Source organism: Pseudomonas tensinigenes (assembly GCF_014268445.2).
Taxonomy (GTDB): Bacteria; Pseudomonadota; Gammaproteobacteria; order Pseudomonadales; family Pseudomonadaceae; genus Aquipseudomonas; species Aquipseudomonas tensinigenes.
The window spans coordinates 5,527,294-5,546,299 of the sequence record NZ_CP077089.1; the positions used below are offsets into that span (position 1 = coordinate 5,527,294).

Annotated in this window: 14 protein-coding genes; 8 read left to right on the forward strand and 6 right to left on the reverse strand. The window is 60.3% G+C overall.

Going from position 1 to position 19,006, the window contains the following annotated elements:
• Nucleotides 1-125 precede the first annotated feature (125 nt).
• From HU718_RS24525 to HU718_RS24550, 6 genes are all read left to right on the forward strand, one after another.
• Nucleotides 126-872 (forward strand): amino acid ABC transporter permease, encoded by a 747-nt coding sequence (locus HU718_RS24525; RefSeq protein ID WP_102900365.1) that lies wholly within the window; start codon nucleotides 126-128, stop codon nucleotides 870-872.
• A complete protein-coding gene (locus tag HU718_RS24530) occupies nucleotides 872-1,543 on the forward strand; it encodes an amino acid ABC transporter permease (RefSeq protein ID WP_003227756.1) in 672 nt (223 codons plus the stop codon). Before HU718_RS24525 ends, HU718_RS24530 begins: the two co-directional genes overlap by 1 nt.
• On the forward strand, nucleotides 1,540-2,274 hold the full coding sequence (locus HU718_RS24535) for an amino acid ABC transporter ATP-binding protein (protein WP_186615352.1): 735 nt from the start codon (nucleotides 1,540-1,542) through the stop codon (nucleotides 2,272-2,274). The genes HU718_RS24530 and HU718_RS24535 overlap by 4 nt, the downstream gene beginning before the upstream one ends.
• A 177-nt stretch (nucleotides 2,275-2,451) precedes the next feature.
• Nucleotides 2,452-4,353: a two-component sensor histidine kinase AauS gene (gene aauS, locus HU718_RS24540; protein ID WP_095122381.1), complete on the forward strand. Its 1,902-nt coding sequence runs from the start codon at nucleotides 2,452-2,454 to the stop codon at nucleotides 4,351-4,353.
• A complete protein-coding gene (aauR, locus tag HU718_RS24545; RefSeq protein WP_186615350.1) occupies nucleotides 4,350-5,678 on the forward strand; it encodes a two-component response regulator AauR in 1,329 nt (442 codons plus the stop codon). Before aauS ends, aauR begins: the two co-directional genes overlap by 4 nt.
• Nucleotides 5,678-6,016 carry a GlpM family protein gene (locus tag HU718_RS24550; protein ID WP_150794611.1) on the forward strand — a complete coding sequence of 113 codons (339 nt, stop codon included), beginning with the start codon at nucleotides 5,678-5,680 and terminating at the stop codon, nucleotides 6,014-6,016. Before aauR ends, HU718_RS24550 begins: the two co-directional genes overlap by 1 nt.
• 199 nt (nucleotides 6,017-6,215) lie before the next feature.
• Here the strand turns inward: HU718_RS24550 and HU718_RS24555 are convergent, their stop codons facing one another.
• Nucleotides 6,216-6,881 (reverse strand): DsbA family oxidoreductase, encoded by a 666-nt coding sequence (locus HU718_RS24555; protein ID WP_016986626.1) that lies wholly within the window; start codon nucleotides 6,879-6,881, stop codon nucleotides 6,216-6,218.
• A gap of 175 nt (nucleotides 6,882-7,056) precedes the next feature.
• Nucleotides 7,057-8,091 (reverse strand): alpha/beta fold hydrolase, encoded by a 1,035-nt coding sequence (locus HU718_RS24560; protein ID WP_186615348.1) that lies wholly within the window; start codon nucleotides 8,089-8,091, stop codon nucleotides 7,057-7,059.
• A gap of 207 nt (nucleotides 8,092-8,298) precedes the next feature.
• Between HU718_RS24560 and HU718_RS24565 the strand changes: the two genes are divergently transcribed.
• Complete coding sequence (locus tag HU718_RS24565; protein WP_225936820.1) at nucleotides 8,299-13,857, forward strand: hypothetical protein; 5,559 nt, start codon at nucleotides 8,299-8,301, stop codon at nucleotides 13,855-13,857.
• A gap of 63 nt (nucleotides 13,858-13,920) precedes the next feature.
• Here HU718_RS24565 and metE read toward each other — a convergent pair whose 3' ends face one another.
• Nucleotides 13,921-16,233: a 5-methyltetrahydropteroyltriglutamate--homocysteine S-methyltransferase gene (gene metE, locus HU718_RS24570; protein WP_186615344.1), complete on the reverse strand. Its 2,313-nt coding sequence runs from the start codon at nucleotides 16,231-16,233 to the stop codon at nucleotides 13,921-13,923.
• A gap of 112 nt (nucleotides 16,234-16,345) precedes the next feature.
• Between metE and metR the strand changes: the two genes are divergently transcribed.
• Nucleotides 16,346-17,263 carry a transcriptional regulator MetR gene (gene metR / locus HU718_RS24575; protein WP_016984735.1) on the forward strand — a complete coding sequence of 306 codons (918 nt, stop codon included), beginning with the start codon at nucleotides 16,346-16,348 and terminating at the stop codon, nucleotides 17,261-17,263.
• A 110-nt stretch (nucleotides 17,264-17,373) separates the two neighbouring features.
• Here metR and HU718_RS24580 read toward each other — a convergent pair whose 3' ends face one another.
• Genes HU718_RS24580 through HU718_RS24590 form a run of 3 tightly spaced genes read right to left on the reverse strand, consistent with a single transcriptional unit; the run spans nucleotide 17,374 to nucleotide 18,970 of the window.
• Nucleotides 17,374-17,871: a GNAT family N-acetyltransferase gene (locus tag HU718_RS24580; RefSeq protein WP_095122393.1), complete on the reverse strand. Its 498-nt coding sequence runs from the start codon at nucleotides 17,869-17,871 to the stop codon at nucleotides 17,374-17,376.
• 2 nt (nucleotides 17,872-17,873) lie between these two features.
• On the reverse strand, nucleotides 17,874-18,512 hold the full coding sequence (locus tag HU718_RS24585; protein ID WP_186615342.1) for a LysE family translocator: 639 nt from the start codon (nucleotides 18,510-18,512) through the stop codon (nucleotides 17,874-17,876).
• A gap of 23 nt (nucleotides 18,513-18,535) precedes the next feature.
• Nucleotides 18,536-18,970, reverse strand: coding sequence for an NUDIX hydrolase (locus HU718_RS24590; RefSeq protein WP_150706961.1), 435 nt, complete (start codon nucleotides 18,968-18,970; stop codon nucleotides 18,536-18,538).
• Between the last annotated feature and the right edge of the window lie 36 nt (nucleotides 18,971-19,006).

Here is a 19,006-nt window from a genome sequence, read left to right on the forward strand (position 1 = left end):
ACAGTGGAACACTCGACCTGGCGGTTTTCGAGCCGATCGCGTGTGCCTGGCGTTCAACGTCAGGCGGGAAAGGATCTTCCCCACGCGGGTGCTTGTACATCGATCGATTTCGAGGGGAGACCCTAATGAATTACAACTGGGACTGGGGCGTGTTCTTCAAGTCCACCGGCGTCGGCAGCGAGACTTATCTCGACTGGTACGTCTCCGGTTTGGGCTGGACCATTGCCATTGCCATCGTGGCATGGATCATCGCCTTGCTGCTGGGCTCCATTCTGGGGGTCATGCGCACGGTGCCAAACCGCATCGTATCGGGCATCGCCACCTGCTACGTCGAGCTGTTCCGTAACGTGCCGCTGCTGGTTCAGCTGTTCATCTGGTACTTCCTGGTACCCGACCTGCTGCCGCAGAACCTGCAGGACTGGTACAAACAGGACCTTAACCCAACCACCTCGGCTTACCTGAGCGTTGTCGTCTGCCTGGGCCTGTTCACCGCTGCCCGTGTCTGCGAACAAGTGCGTACCGGCATCCAGGCGCTGCCACGCGGCCAGGAAGCCGCCGCCCGCGCCATGGGCTTCAAGTTGCCGCAGATCTACTGGAACGTGCTGCTGCCCCAGGCCTACCGGATCATCATTCCGCCGCTCACCTCGGAATTCCTCAACGTCTTCAAGAACTCCTCCGTGGCGTCCCTGATCGGCCTGATGGAACTGCTGGCGCAAACCAAACAGACCGCTGAATTCTCGGCCAACCTGTTTGAAGCGTTCACCCTGGCCACGCTGATCTACTTCACCCTGAACATGAGCCTGATGCTGCTGATGCGCATGGTCGAGAAGAAAGTCGCAGTGCCCGGCCTGATCTCCGTGGGGGGTAAATAATGGACTTCGATTTCAGCGGCATCATCCCCGCCATTCCGGGCCTGTGGAACGGCATGGTCATGACCTTGCAGTTGATGGTCATGGGCGTGGTCGGCGGCATCGTGCTCGGTACCATCCTTGCGCTGATGCGCCTGTCGTCGAGCAAACTGCTGTCGCGGGTGGCCGGCGCTTATGTGAACTACTTCCGTTCGATCCCGCTGCTGCTGGTGATCACCTGGTTCTATCTGGCGGTGCCGTTCGTGCTGCGCTGGATCACCGGCGAAGACACGCCGATCGGTGCGTTCACCTCCTGCGTCGTGGCGTTCATGATGTTCGAAGCCGCGTACTTCTGCGAAATCGTCCGCGCCGGTGTGCAGTCGATCCCCAAAGGCCAGATGGCTGCCGCGCAAGCGATGGGCATGACCTATGGCCAGACCATGCGCCTGATCATCCTGCCCCAGGCGTTCCGCAAGATGACGCCGTTGCTGCTGCAACAGTCGATCATTCTGTTCCAGGACACCTCGCTGGTTTACACCGTGGGCCTGGTGGACTTCCTCAACTCCGCCCGCTCCAGCGGCGACATCATTGGCCGGTCCAACGAGTTCCTGATCTTCGCCGGTGTCGTCTACTTCATCATCAGCTTTTCCGCCTCGCTGCTGGTCAAGCGTCTGCAAAAAAGGTTCGCCGTATGATCTCTATCAAGAACATCAACAAGTGGTATGGGGACTTCCAGGTGCTGACTGATTGCAGCACCGAGGTCAAAAAAGGCGAAGTGATCGTGGTCTGCGGCCCGTCGGGTTCCGGCAAATCGACCCTGATCAAATGCGTCAACGCGCTGGAGCCGTTCCAGAAAGGCGACATCGTCGTCGACGGCACCTCGATTGCCGACTCGAAGACCAACCTGCCGAAACTGCGTTCGCGCGTGGGCATGGTGTTCCAGCATTTCGAACTGTTCCCGCACCTGACCATCACCGAAAACCTGACCATCGCGCAGATCAAGGTGTTGGGCCGCAGCAAGGAAGAGGCGACCAAAAAAGGTCTGCAACTGCTCGATCGCGTTGGCCTGTCGGCGCACGCTCACAAGCATCCGGGGCAACTCTCCGGTGGTCAGCAACAGCGTGTGGCGATTGCCCGTGCGCTGGCGATGGACCCGATCGTCATGCTGTTCGACGAACCGACCTCGGCGCTCGACCCGGAAATGGTCAACGAAGTGCTCGACGTGATGGTGCAACTGGCCCACGAAGGCATGACCATGATGTGCGTGACCCACGAAATGGGCTTCGCCCGCAAAGTGGCCGACCGCGTAATCTTCATGGACGCCGGCAAGATCATCGAAGACTGCCCGAAAGAGGAATTCTTCGGCGACATCAGTGCTCGCTCGGAACGCGCGCAGCACTTCCTCGAGAAAATCCTGCAGCACTAAAAGCAACACACCCGCCGGGGCATTGCTCCTTCCCTGTGGGAGCGAGCCTGCTCGCGAAGAGGCCATTACATTCAGCCTGGATGTTGAATGTCAGTGCGCTTTCGCGAGCAGGCTCGCTCCCACAAGGGCCGGCGTTGCCCTCGCAACAAGTGTGGTGGTTGACCCAAGGCAACTGTGATGAAATGCGACCCCAATCTCTATCGCGCCGCGCCGCCATCACTTGCCGTGAAGCCTCGTCTGATTCGTCATTTGTTCCTGCCGCCGCTGGTCATCATCCTGATGATCGGCTTGGGTTTTATCGGCTTCTGGACCAGTGAGCATTTCGGCATTCGCAGCCTCGGCGAGAACGGTCAGCGTCAGCTGGAACTGCATGCCCGCGCGGTCGAAAGCGAGATCAGCAAATACACCTACCTGCCCAGCCTGCTGGAACTCGAAACGAGTGTGTCGCAGTTGCTGGCCGACCCGACCCCGCAATACCGGGAAACGGTCAACGCTTACCTCGAAGGCCTGAACCGGCGCAGTCGCAGTCGGGCCATCTACGTCATGGACACCACCGGCCGCGTCATGGCCACCAGCAACTGGCGCGATGTCGACAGTTACCTCGGTGAAGACCTGTCCTTCCGCGCCTATTTCCAGAAAGCCGTACGCGGCGAACCCGGGCGTTTCTACGGCATCGGCAGCACCAACGGCGAACCCGGTTACTACCTCGCTCATGGCCTCGAAGAGCATGGCAAGATCATTGGCGTCGCCGTGGTCAAAGTGCGCCTGGAAGCCATGGAAGAACGTTGGCAACGGGCGCGTCTGGAAGCCTTCGTCAGCGATGAAAACGGCATCATCATTCTCTCCAGCGATCCGGCCCGGCGCCTGAAAGCAGTGATTCCCTTGAGTGAAGCCACCAAGGAAAAACTCGCCCGCAGCCTGCAGTACTACTGGTTCCCGCTCAACGAACTGCAACCGTTGGCTCGCGAAACCCTGTCCGAAGGCGTGGAGAAACTCACCTTCCCGGCCAACAGCGAAGTGCAGTCCGGCGAGGATGACATCAGCTATCTGGCGCAGACCCGACCGCTGAGCGACACGCCGTGGAATTTCACCCTGCTCACGCCATTACAGGACTTGCGCCGCGAAGCGATCAACCAAGGCATTCTGGTTGCCGTCGCGTTCGCCTTGGTGGCCTTCCTGCTGATCGCCTGGAACGAGCGGCGCAAGGTCATCGCCACTCGGCTTGCCGCCCGCGAAGCCTTGCAGGAAGCCAACAATCAACTGGAGCGTCGGATTACCGAACGCACCACCGACCTGCGCGCCAGCAACGAGCGACTGAAAAGCCAGATCCGCGAACGCCGCCAGGCCGAAGAGACTTTGCGCCGCGCGCAGGATGAACTGGTCCAGGCTGGCAAACTCGCCGCCATCGGCCAGATGTCGACCAGCATTGCCCATGAATTGAACCAGCCGCTGGCCGCGATGCGCACGCTGTCGGGCAACACCATACGCTTCCTCGAACGCGGTCAGCTCGACGTCGCCAGCACCAACCTGAAGACTATCAATGACCTGATCGACCGCATGGGCCGGATCACCGCCAGCCTGCGCTCGTTCGCCCGCCGTGGGGACGATCAGGGCCAGGCCAGTCTTGGCAAAGCGGTCGATGCCGCGTTGCAAGTGCTCGGCGCGAGGGTGGAAACCTCGGGGCTGGACGTGCATCGCCAGTTCGTCGACGTACAAGTGCAGATCGACCAGACCCGCCTCGAACAGATTCTGGTCAACCTGATCGGCAACGCCCTCGACGCCATGCAGGCGCAACCACAGCCCGAACTGTGGCTGGAGGGCGAAGAGTTCAACGCCAAGTATCGCCTGCGCGTGCGCGACAACGGCCACGGCATCGACGCCGAAGCGCGCAAGCATCTGTTCGAGCCGTTCTTCACCACCAAGCCCGGCGAACAAGGCCTGGGCCTGGGCCTGACCCTTTCCGCCAGCCTCGCGGCCGCCACCGGCGGGCATCTGGGTGTCGAACACCCGGCCAGCGGTGGCACCACCTTCGTCCTCAGTTTACCGTTGGTAAGCCCTACTCCTGCCGAGCCAATATGAACCACGACCTTAGTGTGCTGATCGTCGAAGACGACCCCCATGTGCTGCTCGGCTGCCAACAGGCGCTGACCCTGGAAGATATTCCCTGCGTCGGCGTCGGCAGTGCCGAGGAAGCGCTGGAGCGTGTCGGCGACAACTTTGCCGGCATCGTCATCAGCGACATTCGCTTGCCGGGCATTGATGGCCTGGAACTGCTGACCCGCCTCAAGCAGCGCGATCGCAGCCTGCCGGTGGTGTTGATCACCGGCCACGGCGACATTTCCATGGCCGTGGGCGCGATGCAGAAAGGCGCCTACGACTTCATGGAAAAACCGTTCTCGCCGGAGCGCCTGGTCGACGTCGCGCGGCGGGCGCTGGAGCAACGCAGTCTTGCTCGCGAAGTGTCATCGCTGCGTCGGCAACTGGCCGAACGTGATTCGCTCGAGGGACGCATCATCGGCCGCTCGCCAGCAATGCAGAATCTGCGCGAACTGATCGCCAACGTCGCCGACACTTCGGCCAACGTGTTGATCGAAGGCGAAACCGGCACCGGTAAAGAATTGGTCGCCCGTTGCCTGCACGACTTCAGTCGGCGCCACAGCAAACAGTTCGTCGCGCTGAACTGCGGCGGCTTGCCGGAAAACCTCTTCGAAAGCGAGATCTTCGGCCACGAGGCCAACGCGTTCACCGGCGCCGGTAAACGCCGGATCGGCAAGATCGAACACGCTGATGGCGGCACATTGTTCCTCGATGAAGTGGAGAGCATGCCGCTGCCGCTGCAGATCAAACTGCTGCGTGTGTTGCAGGAACGTACCCTCGAACGCCTCGGCTCGAACCAGAGCGTGGCGGTGGATTGCCGAGTGATCGCGGCGACCAAGTCCGACCTCGACGAAGCGAGCAAGGCCGGCGAATTTCGCAGCGACTTGTACTATCGCCTCAACGTGGTGACGCTGGAATTGCCGCCACTGCGTGAGCGCCGTGAAGACATTTTGCAACTGTTCGAGCACTTCACCCAGCAGTCGGCCCTGCGTTTCGACCGCGCGCTGCCGGAACTGGACAACCAGACCCTGTCGAACCTGATGAGCCACGACTGGCCGGGCAACGTGCGTGAACTGCGCAACGTTGCCGAACGTTTTGCCCTCGGTCTGCCGGCGTTCAAAAAGTCCGGCGCCAGCAGTGCTGGCCAAGGCCTGGCGTTTGCCGAAGCGGTGGAAGCGTTCGAACGCAACCTGCTCAGCGATGCCCTGCAACGCAGCGGTGGCAACCTGACTCAGGCGAGTCTTGAGCTGGGTATGGCCAAGACCACGCTGTTCGACAAAGTGAAAAAGTACGGGTTGAGCCACTGATGGATCTGTTTTTCAAAGCCCTGTTGGGCGCCGCAGTAGTACTGATCATCGCGGCGCTGTCGAAAACCAGAAACTATTACATCGCCGGGCTGGTGCCGCTGTTTCCGACGTTTGCGCTGATTGCGCATTACATCGTCGGCAAGGGGCGTTCGATTGAGGATTTGAAGACCACGATCGTGTTCGGGATGTGGTCGATCATTCCGTACTTTGTGTATCTGGCGACGTTGTATGTGATGGTCGATCGGATGCGGCTGGAGGCATCGCTGGCGGTGGCGGCGGTGGCGTGGCTGATGGCTGCCACTGTTTTGGTGACTGTTTGGGTTCGCCTGCACAGCTAAGGTCAAAAGCCACCCTCACCCCAGCCCTCTCCCGGAGGGAGAGGGGGCCGACCGCAGTGTCTCGCGTCTGACATCGACCTGAAAAACCGAGTCGATTATGGATTCGGTACAACACGCTCAGGTCGGCGTATCACTCCAACATCCCCCAATCAGTCCCCTCTCCCTCCGGGAGAGGGTTAGGGTGAGGGGCTTTTGCTCTTCAGTTGACGGTACCGCCCTTGGACTCCGCCATAATCTGCCGAATCGCCCCGACAAACGTTTCCACCGGTTGCCCACCCGTCACCGCATACTGCCCGTTGAACACTACCGTCGGCACCGAACTCACCCCACGCTGCAGCCACTGCTGCTCTTCTTCGCGCACCTCATCGGCAAACTCGTCGGACGCCAGAACGGCCTCGGCCCGCTGGCGATCCAGGCCGACGTTTTCCGCAATCTGCACCAGTTGCCGGTGATCCGACGGATTGCCGCCATCACTGAAATACGCCTTGAACAGCGCCTCTTTCAACGGTAGCTGCACACCTTCAAGCCCCGCCCAATGCAGCAAGCGGTGTGCATCAAAGGTGTTGTAGATGCGGCTGTTGCCATCGGTGCGAAAGGCAAAACCCAATTCAGCACCACGGGCACGAATGGCTTCGCGATTCTTCTGCGACTGCTCCGGCGTCGAGCCGTATTTCTCTTGAATATGCTCGGTGATGTTCTGCCCTTCGGCGCCCATCTTCGGATTCAGCTCAAACGGCTGGAAACGGATCTCGGCCTGCACTTCGTTGCGCAGGATCTCCAACGCTTCGAGCAAGCCATACAAACCGACGACGCACCAAGGGCAGGACACGTCGCTGACAAAGTCGATTTTCAGAGCGGAACTCATCAAATACCTCGCAGGGGAAATCGTGCGGGAAAGTTTGCACAATACACCTGCGTCAGATTTTTTGGTGACCATAGCGGCCCCTTCGCGAGCAGGCTCGCTCCCACAGGGCTAGGCATTCCAAATGTGGGAGCGAGCTTGCTCGCGAAGGGGCATAACCAACACCGCCAACTGTCGGTTACAGCAGATTCCCGCCCACCGCTGGCTCAATCTGCGCCCAGTGCGAAGTGTCTTCACGATGCGCCTGCAAATACGGCAACACCGCCGCCAGTAACGGCTCTTTGAACGCCTCCTGAAAACGATGCGCCAGGCCAGGAATCAACTTCAACTGGCTTCCACGAATATGCGCCGCCAGATGGACACCGTGCATCACCGGCAACAATGGATCTGCCGTGCCATGCACCACCAGCGTCGGCACGCGCAATTGGTTGAGCAAGGCCACCCGACTTGGCTCGGCGAGGATCGCCATGATCTGGCGCTTCACACCTTCCGGGTTGAACGCTCGGTCATACGACAGCGCCGCCTGATGCAGCAAGGCCTGGCGATCATCGGTAACCGCCGGGCTGCCCAGTGCCGCCAGCAGATCAGCCTGTTGCTCCAGTGCCACCTGACGATTCGGTGCACCGCGTCGCGATAAAAGTTGGACCAGCGCCGCACTCGGTGCCGGCAAACCTTCGGCGCCAGAGGTGGTCATGATCAACGTCAGGCTCTCGACCCGCTGCGGCGCCATGGCCGCCATGTGTTGGGCGATCATCCCGCCCATGCTCGCGCCCAGGACGTGGAATTGCTCGATGTGCAACGCGTCCATCAAACCCAGTGCGTCATCGGCCATGTCCGTCAGGCTGTACGGTGCCGCCACCGGCAGACCGAGCTTGTAGCGCAGCACTTCGAACGTCAGATTGGCTTCCACCGGCGCCTGACGCCAGGTTGACAGGCCGACATCGCGGTTGTCATAGCGAATCACCCGAAAGCCTTGCTGACATAGCGCGACCACCACTTCGTCCGGCCAGTGGATCAACTGCCCACCCAGGCCCATGACCAGTAACAACGCAGGATCCGACGCACGACCGATGCTCTGGTAAGCCAGGCTCACCTGCGCCAGGTCGGCATACTCGGTCGGCACATTCACATCACAACGCGCCGCCGCCCACGACGACGATCCGAAAAAAATCGCGGCCAACAAAGCCGCGACCGATAAAAAACCCTTAGCCATGAAAAACACCGAAACGCAGAACCCCAGTAGAGCGCGAGTCTGATGAAGTTTGTACAAGTGCGCTGCCACAGTTCGATGACAGTTTGATGAAGAGTGCCGAGCGGTCGTGCGGCGATAACTATGTACCGCCATGGGTTGCCGGGTTTTCAGTTCAATGGTGGCGCCAAGAAGCGGATCCGCCGCTTCACAACTCGAGCCATCGTTGCCATGCCCGACCGTTTTTTGTCCGAACTCTTAGATCCCGGCCCGACGGCCTCATCGTCCTGGGCTCATCTGCCCGGCAATCCTGACACCGCGCTGGCGCTGAGTGCCGCGAACCGATGGCGCGACAGTAGCCAGGCACTGCGTGAACTGGTCGCCGGGGTGCCGACCACTCGAGAGGCCCTCACTCGGTTGCTCGAGCAGAAGCTGGATCTGGGCGAGCCTGATATCGGTTTCCTCTTTGCGGCGACCCCGCAACGTCCCGAACATTTCATGGCGATTGTGCAGGCCTGTGCCTTCGCTTTTCAGCAGCCGTTACCGGCGGACACGCTTGACCAGCAATGCCGTGTGACCGGCCTGCCCGCCAGCCATCGACTGTTTGCCCTCACGCCACTGCAATTGCTTGAACGGCTCAAGGGTCTGGACCTGGTCAAGGCGCTGGACGAGGACTGGAATCAATATTGGCAGGCGCGGGCATCCGGTACTCCGGTCTCGCGGCGCGAACGCGCCAACCAACTGTATCGCCAGCATTTCGAGGCGACCGTCCTGAGCGCCGTTGCCCAGCGTCGTGTGACGGCTGAACAGCGTATTTCGCTGTTCGCGTTGATGGATGCAACCAGCCATGAGGCGACGGTCACCTGTGAACAGGTTTCGCTGGTGCTGAGCAACGGCAGCAAAGTGAAATTCCCTGCGGCCTGGGTCATCAGCTTTGGTGACCAGCCGCCATTGCACTGGCTGTACCTGCCGCTGCGCCCCGAAGCATTCAAAGGTTTTACCCAACGCAGCGACCTTGAGGCGTGGATGTCCGCTCAGTCGCTGATTCCCAGCGGTTTGCCGCAAACCGGTCTGAGCTTTGAATACGCCCGTAGAGACTTGCCACTGTCCACCGGCATGAGCGACCTGCTGACGCACTTTCGCCAGGCTCGAGTCGATGCCCTGCGTAACGGTAGCGCGGGCAAGTCCGGATTCGCCGAACACGCCAGCAACGCCCTTGATTTCGCCGACCGCACAGATCGCCAGCGCCAAACCGCTGCCGTGTTCGGTTCCCCCGCCGTTACTGACGCCGTCATTGTCGAGGACGCTGAACAGTCGCTGTTCGGCAGTCTTTATGCCGACATTCCCTTGGCCCTGCGTCAGGCCGCTCTCAATCGCCAGCGTGATGCCCTGGAAGCGCGACTGGGTGCATCGGGCGACAGCGCCGCCCTGCAATCGATCGAGGCGTTGCAACTGACGCTGGAAACCGCCGAGCAAGCAGCAGACAACGCCGCAATAGCCCTGTTGGGGCGCCCACGGCCTCTTGACCTGCTGACGTTTAATCGTCAGTTCACCGCTTTGCATCAGGCGCACAAGGCAGGTCTGCAAGCCGAAGCCGACTTGCAACGGGAGCTTGAACAGATCAGCAGCGAAGACCACCAACTGCTCAAGCTTCTGCTCGACCCTGCTACCGCCCTGCGCAGCGACTGTGTGGCGGCCAGCCTGGAGCTTTCAATGGGCGAACCGGCTGACGGCAGCATGAACGAGACCCTCAACGGCTCGTTTGTCATGACCCGCGCAGCTACGTTGCTCGACCCGACGTCGCCCCACAGCCTGTTGCTTTACTGGCCCGGCACAGGTGGAGGACTGCAGCACTTTGCCAATCGTCGGGCGCTGGAAAGCCAGATGTTCGCGATTACCGAGCCGGCCACATCGCTGACTCTGCGCTTGAAAAAAATCAGTGGTGACCCACTGCACTACGCGTTGGATCAACTGACCAGTGAGTTCGAAGTGCAGGCCGGCGAAATCCGTGTGCGCTATCCCGAGTCGACAGCGTCCTCCGAGCGCAGCAGCCAACTACAGGCCTTGCGTACACGCTTCAGGGGCCTGCTGCAGGTGCCATTACACGCCGCACGAAACCTGGCTTTTGCCCACCTGCTGGAGCAGCACCGCAGCGGCACGCTGGCTACCCTTCTGCCGGCCTGGCAACGCAAGATGTCCACTGACGAGCGCAGTCACCTGAAGGCACAGATACAGGCCTACATCACTGCCATGCACCGCAGCCACTCGTTGCTGACGCTGGCCGTGCCGCCGCGTGATGACTTCACCCGTCAGCATCTGTACCAACGCCTGCGTGAGGACTTCTCGGTTGAGGGAACCTTCTCGGTGCTGATCGATCTGCCGGATTCAGCCAGGCTGCAAAAGCAACTGAGCAATGGCTCCACCATGACCACCCCGCAAAAACTGGTTGCGGTACCCAGCGCAACTCGCAGCAAGATACCCCTTGAAGAGCTGGCGCAATCGAACATCGACAACACCCCCTCCATGCGCCTGGGATCGGAGTCCTTGCGCCTGCTGTTCATGAAGGTCGAGGTCACCGCTGCCAATGACCGCACACGAGAAGCCTTGAAAAGCGGCATTACCCATGAATACCTGCGCACGATCCTGCCGGATATGGACTTGCCCAAAGCCTACGAGCAAACGATCCGTGACGCCTTCATGGGCGGGCCCGGCGAAGCCACATTCGTACGCGAACATCGCCGCGAATGCCTGCTCGAACCATGGCAACTGATGCTCAAGATGCAGGGCGAATGCGCACGCCTGCAACAGCGGATCAACGACCACGAGTGGCAAATATTCAACATCGCCATTACCGCCGACACCACACAGGCCTGGAACAACGGCACCAGGCGCATTGTGTTGTTGCCGGCCTTCCTCAGAGCCGGTGGCAACGACACGCCCAATCAAGGTCCCGTGACGTTGTCCGGTGTAACCTTTATCCAGGAGCAGATCAGCGGGACAACCTTGCTGTATTTGCCGGACGGTCCCGACGACCAGGTCTTGCGTCGTTACGACAGTCTGGAAGATGCCCGCATCGGACTGTTCAGACTGTGCCAGCAAGACTCATGGATCAGCTATCTGTCCGGCCGGGCCCTGCAGGGTGATGTGCGCGCCCATGCATTGCGCCTCGGTCAGGCGATCGAGAAGAAAAATAACGCCATGATTGGCGTCGGCATACCGTGGCCTTCAACCACGTCATTGACCCAGCACCTGCTCAACGTCCACATGGGACGGCTGATCGAAGCGCATCGGGGCACGTCGCGCTCCAACGATGCGCTATACATGGAGCGCTATGCGCTCAAAGGACCCAGGGCCTTCAACTACTTGAAAATGGCGCTGGGATTACTGCCCCTCATCGGCACCGCGTTTGCCCTTTACGATGCCTGGAGCAGCGCCAATCAGGCCGTGGCGGCTTTTTTGCGCGGCGATGTAGGGGATGGCCTGGCGGAGGTTGAGTCCGTACTGTTGTCACTGATCGACGCGGCCATGGACCTGCTGCCGGGCGAAGCGGCGGTCTCGGCGGTGTCCCGAACGGCCCGCTCGCTGACCCGTGCCCGCCAACTGCGTACGCTGGCACGAAGTGCCGGCGCATTGCATGTGCCCAACCGACGTCAGGCGCAGAATCTGGCGGCGCGCTTCTCCGGCTACGAATACGAAAAGCCGATTTCGCTGTCCGGGCAGGAACCGGCCGCCGATGGGCCCTATCGCGGCATCTACCGGCATGCCGACGGCGACTTCATCCTGAGTCAGGGGCGGATCTTCGAAGTTCACCGCAGCCACAAAGCCGACGAATGGCGTTTACGCGGCACAAGTACCAAGACCTATAAACAACCCATTGCTCTGGATGAAAACGGACAGTGGGATACCTGGTTCGGCGTTTACGGCACCGCTGTCGGCGGGTTGCCTGGTGGCGGAAATGTCGCCGGGTATCTGGTCGATACCGCTGATTCATTCTGGCCGCAGGCGATCCGGCAGCGATTGCCTCGCTGGTTGGTGGCCAGTGACACGGCTCGTCAGCTGCGCTTGACCCGCGAAGCCGACAACCTGGCCGATCAGCTCCAGGCCAGGGGCGTGGCGAGCGATGCCGCTATCAACCGCTATGGCAGTGCCTCGCCGCAGGACAGGCGGGCCAGGTTGCCGGCGTCCGAAGCCGCCTGTGCCGGCGATATCCAGCTGGCTACCCGACAATACGAAAAACTGGCGGAGTTGATGCCCCTGACCAAGGGCAACAAAAAACGAACCCTGCTCGAAATACAAAGCAAGTGCGCCTCGTTGCTGACCGATCGTTACTGGCGCCGCGCTTACCACCTCTCCCAAAGCAGCGTCGATGTGATCAACCGGATTGACGAGCTGATGCAGGCGCTCGACAACCTGCCGGGCAATACGCTCGTCCAGCAGTTGGAAATGCTCGAAGGCATTCGCTCATTGCGTGTGGATTACCTGCGTCAGCTCAATCAAATGGAACAGCTCAAGGCCGATGCCAATTACTGGTATGAACGCATCCGCGTCAAAGCGCACAAAGAAACCAGAACAGCACTGATCGAAGACATCAACACCAAGCACAGCTATGCCAACCTGCTGTATCTGAAAACCGGGCAACGCCTGGAAATCATCAAGCGACATGGCCGAACCGACGATGTTTCCTGGTTTTACCTGATGGCGCAGGCTCACGAGCTTCGTGCCAATGTCGATCGGGCCCTGTACACGCAATACAACCTGCGCAACAGCAATGCGAGCCGGGTTCAGCGCAGTCAGATTTTGCAGAACTGCGTTGATCTGTACACCCGCTTCCTTCGCGAGATGAAGATCTGGACCTCCACGTATCCGCAACACTTTCACCTGGAGGAAGTGCCGGCGTTGCTGAGCGGGATCGAATGGCTCGCGGAACGGGCCCGCAAAGGCATCATCGAAGAGCCCGCGCCCGTGCCGGCAGGGCAGGCGGTACCAAGCGTGTTCACCACTGCAGACAACCAACTGCTGCACGGTGCCGAGCGCTGGGAACCGACAACGCACAAACATCAATACGTTTCGACCACGCGCGGCGGCTACGAGGAAGTCTGGGAGCAAGGCAGCGATGGCAGCTACCGACTGTTGAACCCGCGAAACACAGAGCCACCGGCCCCCGCGTCAATCAGCCTGGCCGCGTTAATGGTCGATGCGCAACGGCGCCTGGATGCCCAGACGGATTACCAGATCAGGGTCGAGTCCTACGCCGAGCAGGACATGCTGCCGGTCGACCTTCAGCACATGATGGACAGCGAAGCGACCGAGCTCAATCGGCGCGCCGCCCGCATCGAGACGCTGGCAGCGCAAAACCCGATCATTGCGCAGTTGCGCAACAAGGCCAGCGAACTGACCCTTACCGGCCGGGCTCTGCGTACCCGCCAATCGCTGACCAGCCAAAGACCCACCGATGGCATGCTCGAAGACCTGATCACGCAGAAGGCCGTGGATATCCGCAAGACCAGCCCACTGAAAAACCTCGGCAAACGCCACGGCCGCACTGATTACCTGCAAGAATATGAGATCTGGGATGTAACGCTGTCGCCGGCAGAACTGCTTTGGTATGCCCACTTCCATTATCGCAGCGCGACCAGAACGTTCAGGGGGTTCGAGAAAGCCCATTTGAAACTGCCTGGCCACCGCTTCCTGACCCACGCGGACGACGCCACCCTGCCCTATGCCGATATTGGCACGCAGTCGGCGGTGCTTGTGCACTTCGAGGCGATCCTGGCTAACGAAGCGATCTAACCCCTGGCTCATCAACCACTAAAAAAGCCAGCCTCACTCATGAGGCTGGCTTTTTTGCAGGCGTTACGCCAACTGACTGCGCAACTGACGCGCCGCCGCCACCATGTTGACCAATGCCGCCTCCGTCTCCGGCCATGCCCGAGTCTTCAAGCCGCAATCGGGGTTGACCCACAGTCGCCCGGCTGGAATCCGTTTGACCGCTTTGCTCATCAGCTTGACCATCTCGGCAGTGTCCGGCACCCGTGGCGAGTGGATGTCATAGACGCCGGGGCCGATGTCGTTCGGGTAGTCGAACGCCTCGAACGCATCGAGCAGCTCCATGTCCGAACGCGAGGTTTCAATGGTGATGACGTCGGCGTCCATGTCGGCAATCGCCTTGATCACGTCGTTGAATTCGCTGTAGCACATGTGGGTGTGAATCTGAGTGTCGTCCTTGACACCGGATGCCGTCAGGCGGAACGCCTCGACCGCCCAGTCCAGGTATTCCTGCCATTGCGCGCGGCGCAGCGGCAAGCCTTCGCGGAACGCGGCTTCGTCGATCTGCACGATCTTGATTCCGGCGCGTTCCAGATCCACCACTTCGTCACGCAGGGCCAGCGCCAGTTGTTGCGCCTGGACTTTGCGCGAGACGTCTTCGCGGGGAAACGACCACATCAGCATGGTCACAGGGCCGGTGAGCATGCCTTTCATGACCTTGTCGGTCAGGCTCTGTGCGTAGGTGATCCAGTCCACCGTCATCGCCTGCGGACGGCTCAGGTCACCGTAAATCACTGCCGGTTTGACACAGCGCGAACCGTAGCTTTGCACCCAGCCGAACCGGGTGAACAGGTAACCATCGAGCTGTTCGGCGAAATACTCGACCATGTCGTTGCGCTCGGCTTCACCATGCACCAGCACGTCCAGCCCCAGACGTTCCTGCACCTGTACGGCGTGGCGGATTTCACTGCGCATGGCGTCGTAGTAATCGTTGGCCGACAGCTTGCCCTGCCTGAACGCCTGACGCGCCAGACGGATGGAACCGGTCTGCGGGAACGAGCCAATGGTTGTGGTCGGAAACGTCGGCAATTGCAGACGCGCCTGTTGTTGGGCGATGCGTGTGGCAAACGGTGAATGACGCTGACTGTCACTGGCATTGACTGCGTTGATGCGGGCCTGCACCTGGGCTTTATGAATGCGTGGCGAGTGCGCACGGTTGCGCGCAATGGTGCGACTGGCCTCCAGCGCGGTGCGTACGTTGGCCGCTTGCGGATCATTCAGCGCATCACGCAGAACGGCGATCTCGCCGCACTTCTGCACGGCAAAGGCCAGCCAGCTTTTCAGTTCCGGATCGAGTTTGTCTTCACGCTCGACATCCACCGGGCTGTGCAGCAACGAACAGGAACTGCTGACCCACAGGTTGTCGCCGAACCGCTCTTGCGCCGGTTGCAATTGCGCCAGCGCCTGCTCCAGTTCGCAGCGCCAGACGTTGCGCCCATTGACCAGACCGACCGAGAGAATCTTGTAAGCAGGCAGACGATCAAGCACCTGCCCCAATTGCTCCGGCGCCCGCACCGCGTCGATATGCAGCCCCTGCACCGGCAGACCTACAGCCAGGCCGAGGTTGTCTTCAAGACCACTGAAATACGTCGCTACCAGTTTTTTCAACGGCGAGTACTGCAGGATGTGATAGGCGCGTTCAAAGGCATTTTTCCATGCCTGAGGCAGATCCAGGGTGAGGATCGGTTCGTCGATCTGCACCCATTCCACGCCTTGCCCGGCAAGACGAACAAGGATTTCGTTGTAGACCGGCAGCAAGCGCTCAAGCAGCTCGAGCTTGTCGAAATCTTCGCCTTTCGCCTTGCCCAGCCACAGGTAAGTCAGCGGGCCGATGATCACCGGTTTGACGTTGTGGCCCAGCGTCCTGGCTTCTTCGACTTCGTCGAACAACTGCTCCCAACTCAGCTTGAACTGTTGGTCAGCGCTGAACTCCGGGACCAGATAGTGGTAGTTGGTGTCGAACCATTTGGTCAGCTCTTGCGCATATTGCGTTTGGCCGTGCTCGCCGCCGCAGCAGCTGGTCGTCGCGCCTCGGGCCATGGCTAACAGGGTGTCGAGGCTCGGCTGACCATGCTCGTCGCGCACGCTGGCGAAACGCTCAGGGATCACGCCGAAGGTCAGCGAGTGGGTCAGCACCTGGTCATACCAGGCGAAGTCGCCGACCGGCAGCAAATCGATGCCCGCATCCTTTTGCAATTGCCAGTGAGTGGCGCGCAGATCACGGCCGACCTTGTTCAAGGCAGCTTGGTCGAGATCGCCTTTCCAGAAGGCTTCGAGGGCTTTTTTCAGTTCGCGGTCGGCGCCGATGCGCGGAAAACCAAGGGTGTGGGCCACGGCCATGTCGAATGTGCTCCATTGAGTAAATGATGGCGCCATTGTCGACAGCCAAGCCAACATGAGACAAACTCAACCTTTTCGTGTTGATCACAAGTTTTACTCATGGAGCCAATCGGTGCTTGAAATACGTCACCTGAAAACCCTGCACGCACTTCGCGAAGCCGACAGTCTGGTGGATGCTGCCGACCGTTTGCACCTGACCCAATCGGCGCTGTCCCACCAGTTCAAGGAACTGGAAGAGCGCATGGGCATGCAATTGTTCGTGCGCAAAACCAAACCGGTACGTTTCACCAGCGCCGGTCTGCGTCTGTTGCAACTGGCCGACGCGACACTGCCACTGCTGCGCGCCGCCGAGCGTGACATCGCTCGACTGGCCGGTGGCACCGCCGGTCGTTTGCACATGGCCATCGAATGCCACAGCTGTTTCCAGTGGCTGATGCCAACCATCGACCAGTTCCGCGATGCCTGGCCGGAAGTTGAACTCGACCTCGCTTCGGGCTTCTCTTTTGCACCGCTGCCGGCCCTGGCCCGTGGCGACCTGGATCTGGTGGTGACCTCCGACCCACTGGAAATCGCCGGCATTACCTATGTACCGCTGTTCACCTACGAAGCGATGCTGGCAGTGGCCAACCAGCATGCACTGGCAAGCAAACCGTACATCGTTCCCGAAGACTTGCTGACTGAAACATTGATCACCTACCCGGTGGAGCGTGACCGTCTCGACATCTTCACGCGCTTCCTGGAACCAGCCGACATCGAGCCGGCGCAGGTGCGCACCTCAGAGCTGACGGTGATGATGATGCAACTGGTCGCCAGCGGCCGTGGCGTTTGCGGGATGCCGCACTGGGCGCTGCACGAATACAGTTCGCGCGGTTACGTGAAGGGTAAGCGGCTGGGGGAGAAAGGCTTGTTTGCGACTTTGTACGCGGCGATTCGCACCGACATGCTCGATGCACCGTACATGCGTGATTTTCTGCTGACGGCGAAAGACACGTCGTTTTCGACCCTTGATGGTGTCAGCGCGGTTCGCTGAGTCACTTGTGGGAGCGAGCCTGCTCGCGAAAGCGATGTATCAGACACACAAATAGTGACTGTCAGATTGCCTTCGCGAGCAGGCTCGCTCCCACAGGGATCAGCGCAATATCAGAGCTGACGCCACATGTGGATCTTGTCGAAATAGTCTTCGCCCACCCGCACTGCCAGCGGTTCGAGGCCGAACTGGATGAAGCCGCAGCGCTGGTAGAGGTTGAACGCGGCGTCATTGCCAGCCGTGACGGTCAATTGGATGAGTTTCAACGCCGGATGGGTTTGCGCTTCGGCAATCGCCGCCTGCACCAGTTCGAGCCCCAAACCGTGCTGACGAAAATCGGCTGATACGTACATGCCAAACAGGGTGGCCTTATGGCGGGCCTTCTCGCGAGGCTCAAACGCCAGCCCGACAATCCCGGCCAACGTGCCGGCTTCAAACGCGCCAAGCACCACATCGAGTTTGCTGGTCAGGCGCCCTTCCCACCAGCTCAACGGCATCACCGCGCGCTCACGCACGCTGGAAGTGAACGCCTGCGGATGTCGGTCATACGCTTCGAGCATCAGTTCGCGGTAAGCCAGGGCATGACTGGCGTCCAACCGTTCGATCCACATGTTCACGCCGACCTGCGTTGCTCAAACATCAGGCGCACGGCCAGACCAGCCAAAACGAAGCCCATGAAATAACGCTGCAGCGCCAGCCATGTCGGGTTGCGCACAAACCACGAAGCGATGCCCGCCGCGAACAGTGCGATCAGCAAATTGACAGAGAAACTCACGCTGATCTGGGTCAGGCCGAGAATGATGCTTTGGGTGAACACAGAACCGTGTTCTGGCGTGATGAATTGCGGGAATACCGAAAGGTAGAACACCGCAATTTTCGGGTTCAATGCGCTGGTCAGAAAGCCCATGGTGATCAGCTTGCGCGACGAGTCCGCCGGCAATTGCTGCGCCTCGAACGGCGAGCGCGCGCCAGGTTTCAGCGCTTGCCAGGCCAGCCACAGCAGGTACAGCGCACCGGCCCATTTCAACACTTCATAGGCCATCGGCACCGCCAGAAACACGGCGGTCAAACCCGCCGCTGCCGCAAACAGGTGCACAAAGAACCCCGCCACCACGCCCAGCAACGACGTCACCCCGGCCTTGCGTCCCTGACAGATCGAACGCGAGATCAGGTAGATCATGTTCGGCCCCGGTGTCAGCACCATCAACAAGGCTGCAGCGGCGAAGATCAGCAAGTCTTGAAGCGGGATCATGGCAAAGTCCTTTGCGTGGATGATCAGGCGATGGCCGTCAATGACTGGCGATAAAACGGCAGGATCAGGTCGCGTGTCAATGGCGCCAGCTCGACGACTGGATCAGTGGCAGGATCGACCCAGATCACCTCTTCGATTTCCGCTGCCGGCATGACTTCAGTGTCGATCGTCAGTTGAAAGATCTGCGCCTGAACGACAAACCCCGGTTCGTTGGCGGCAGGCGCCGAGAACTGCCCGAGAAATGCAGCCTGCGCCGGGTCGATCTGCAAACCCAGCTCTTCTTCCAGCTCACGCGCCAGTGCGTGCACCGGCAACTCATGCGCTTCGATCTTGCCGCCCGGTTGCATGAACGCCGTGGTGCCGCGCTTGCGCACCAACAGAGTCTGGCCTGCGGGATTGAGCACCAGCGCGGCGGCGATACGAATGAGGTTTGCAGAGACAACGGATGCAGAGGTCATGGGTCAGCCACCGGCCTGGAAAAACCGCAAGGATCC

Bases quoted from the DNA above. Each gene is read 5' to 3' on its own strand.
- HU718_RS24555 (WP_016986626.1), bottom strand. From the start codon at position 6,881: ATGAGTTCCGCTCTGAAAATCGACTTTGTCAGCGACGTGTCCTGCCCT.
- HU718_RS24590 (WP_150706961.1), bottom strand. From the start codon at position 18,970: ATGACCTCTGCATCCGTTGTCTCTGCAAACCTCATTCGTATCGCCGCC.
- HU718_RS24525 (WP_102900365.1), top strand. From the start codon at position 126: ATGAATTACAACTGGGACTGGGGCGTGTTCTTCAAGTCCACCGGCGTC.
- HU718_RS24565 (WP_225936820.1), top strand. From the start codon at position 8,299: ATGCCCGACCGTTTTTTGTCCGAACTCTTAGATCCCGGCCCGACGGCC.
- HU718_RS24560 (WP_186615348.1), bottom strand. From the start codon at position 8,091: ATGGCTAAGGGTTTTTTATCGGTCGCGGCTTTGTTGGCCGCGATTTTT.
- HU718_RS24550 (WP_150794611.1), top strand. From the start codon at position 5,678: ATGGATCTGTTTTTCAAAGCCCTGTTGGGCGCCGCAGTAGTACTGATC.
- HU718_RS24535 (WP_186615352.1), top strand. From the start codon at position 1,540: ATGATCTCTATCAAGAACATCAACAAGTGGTATGGGGACTTCCAGGTG.
- HU718_RS24580 (WP_095122393.1), bottom strand. From the start codon at position 17,871: ATGTGGATCGAACGGTTGGACGCCAGTCATGCCCTGGCTTACCGCGAA.
- HU718_RS24530 (WP_003227756.1), top strand. From the start codon at position 872: ATGGACTTCGATTTCAGCGGCATCATCCCCGCCATTCCGGGCCTGTGG.
- aauR (WP_186615350.1), top strand. From the start codon at position 4,350: ATGAACCACGACCTTAGTGTGCTGATCGTCGAAGACGACCCCCATGTG.
- HU718_RS24585 (WP_186615342.1), bottom strand. From the start codon at position 18,512: ATGATCCCGCTTCAAGACTTGCTGATCTTCGCCGCTGCAGCCTTGTTG.
- metE (WP_186615344.1), bottom strand. From the start codon at position 16,233: ATGGCCGTGGCCCACACCCTTGGTTTTCCGCGCATCGGCGCCGACCGC.
- aauS (WP_095122381.1), top strand. From the start codon at position 2,452: ATGAAATGCGACCCCAATCTCTATCGCGCCGCGCCGCCATCACTTGCC.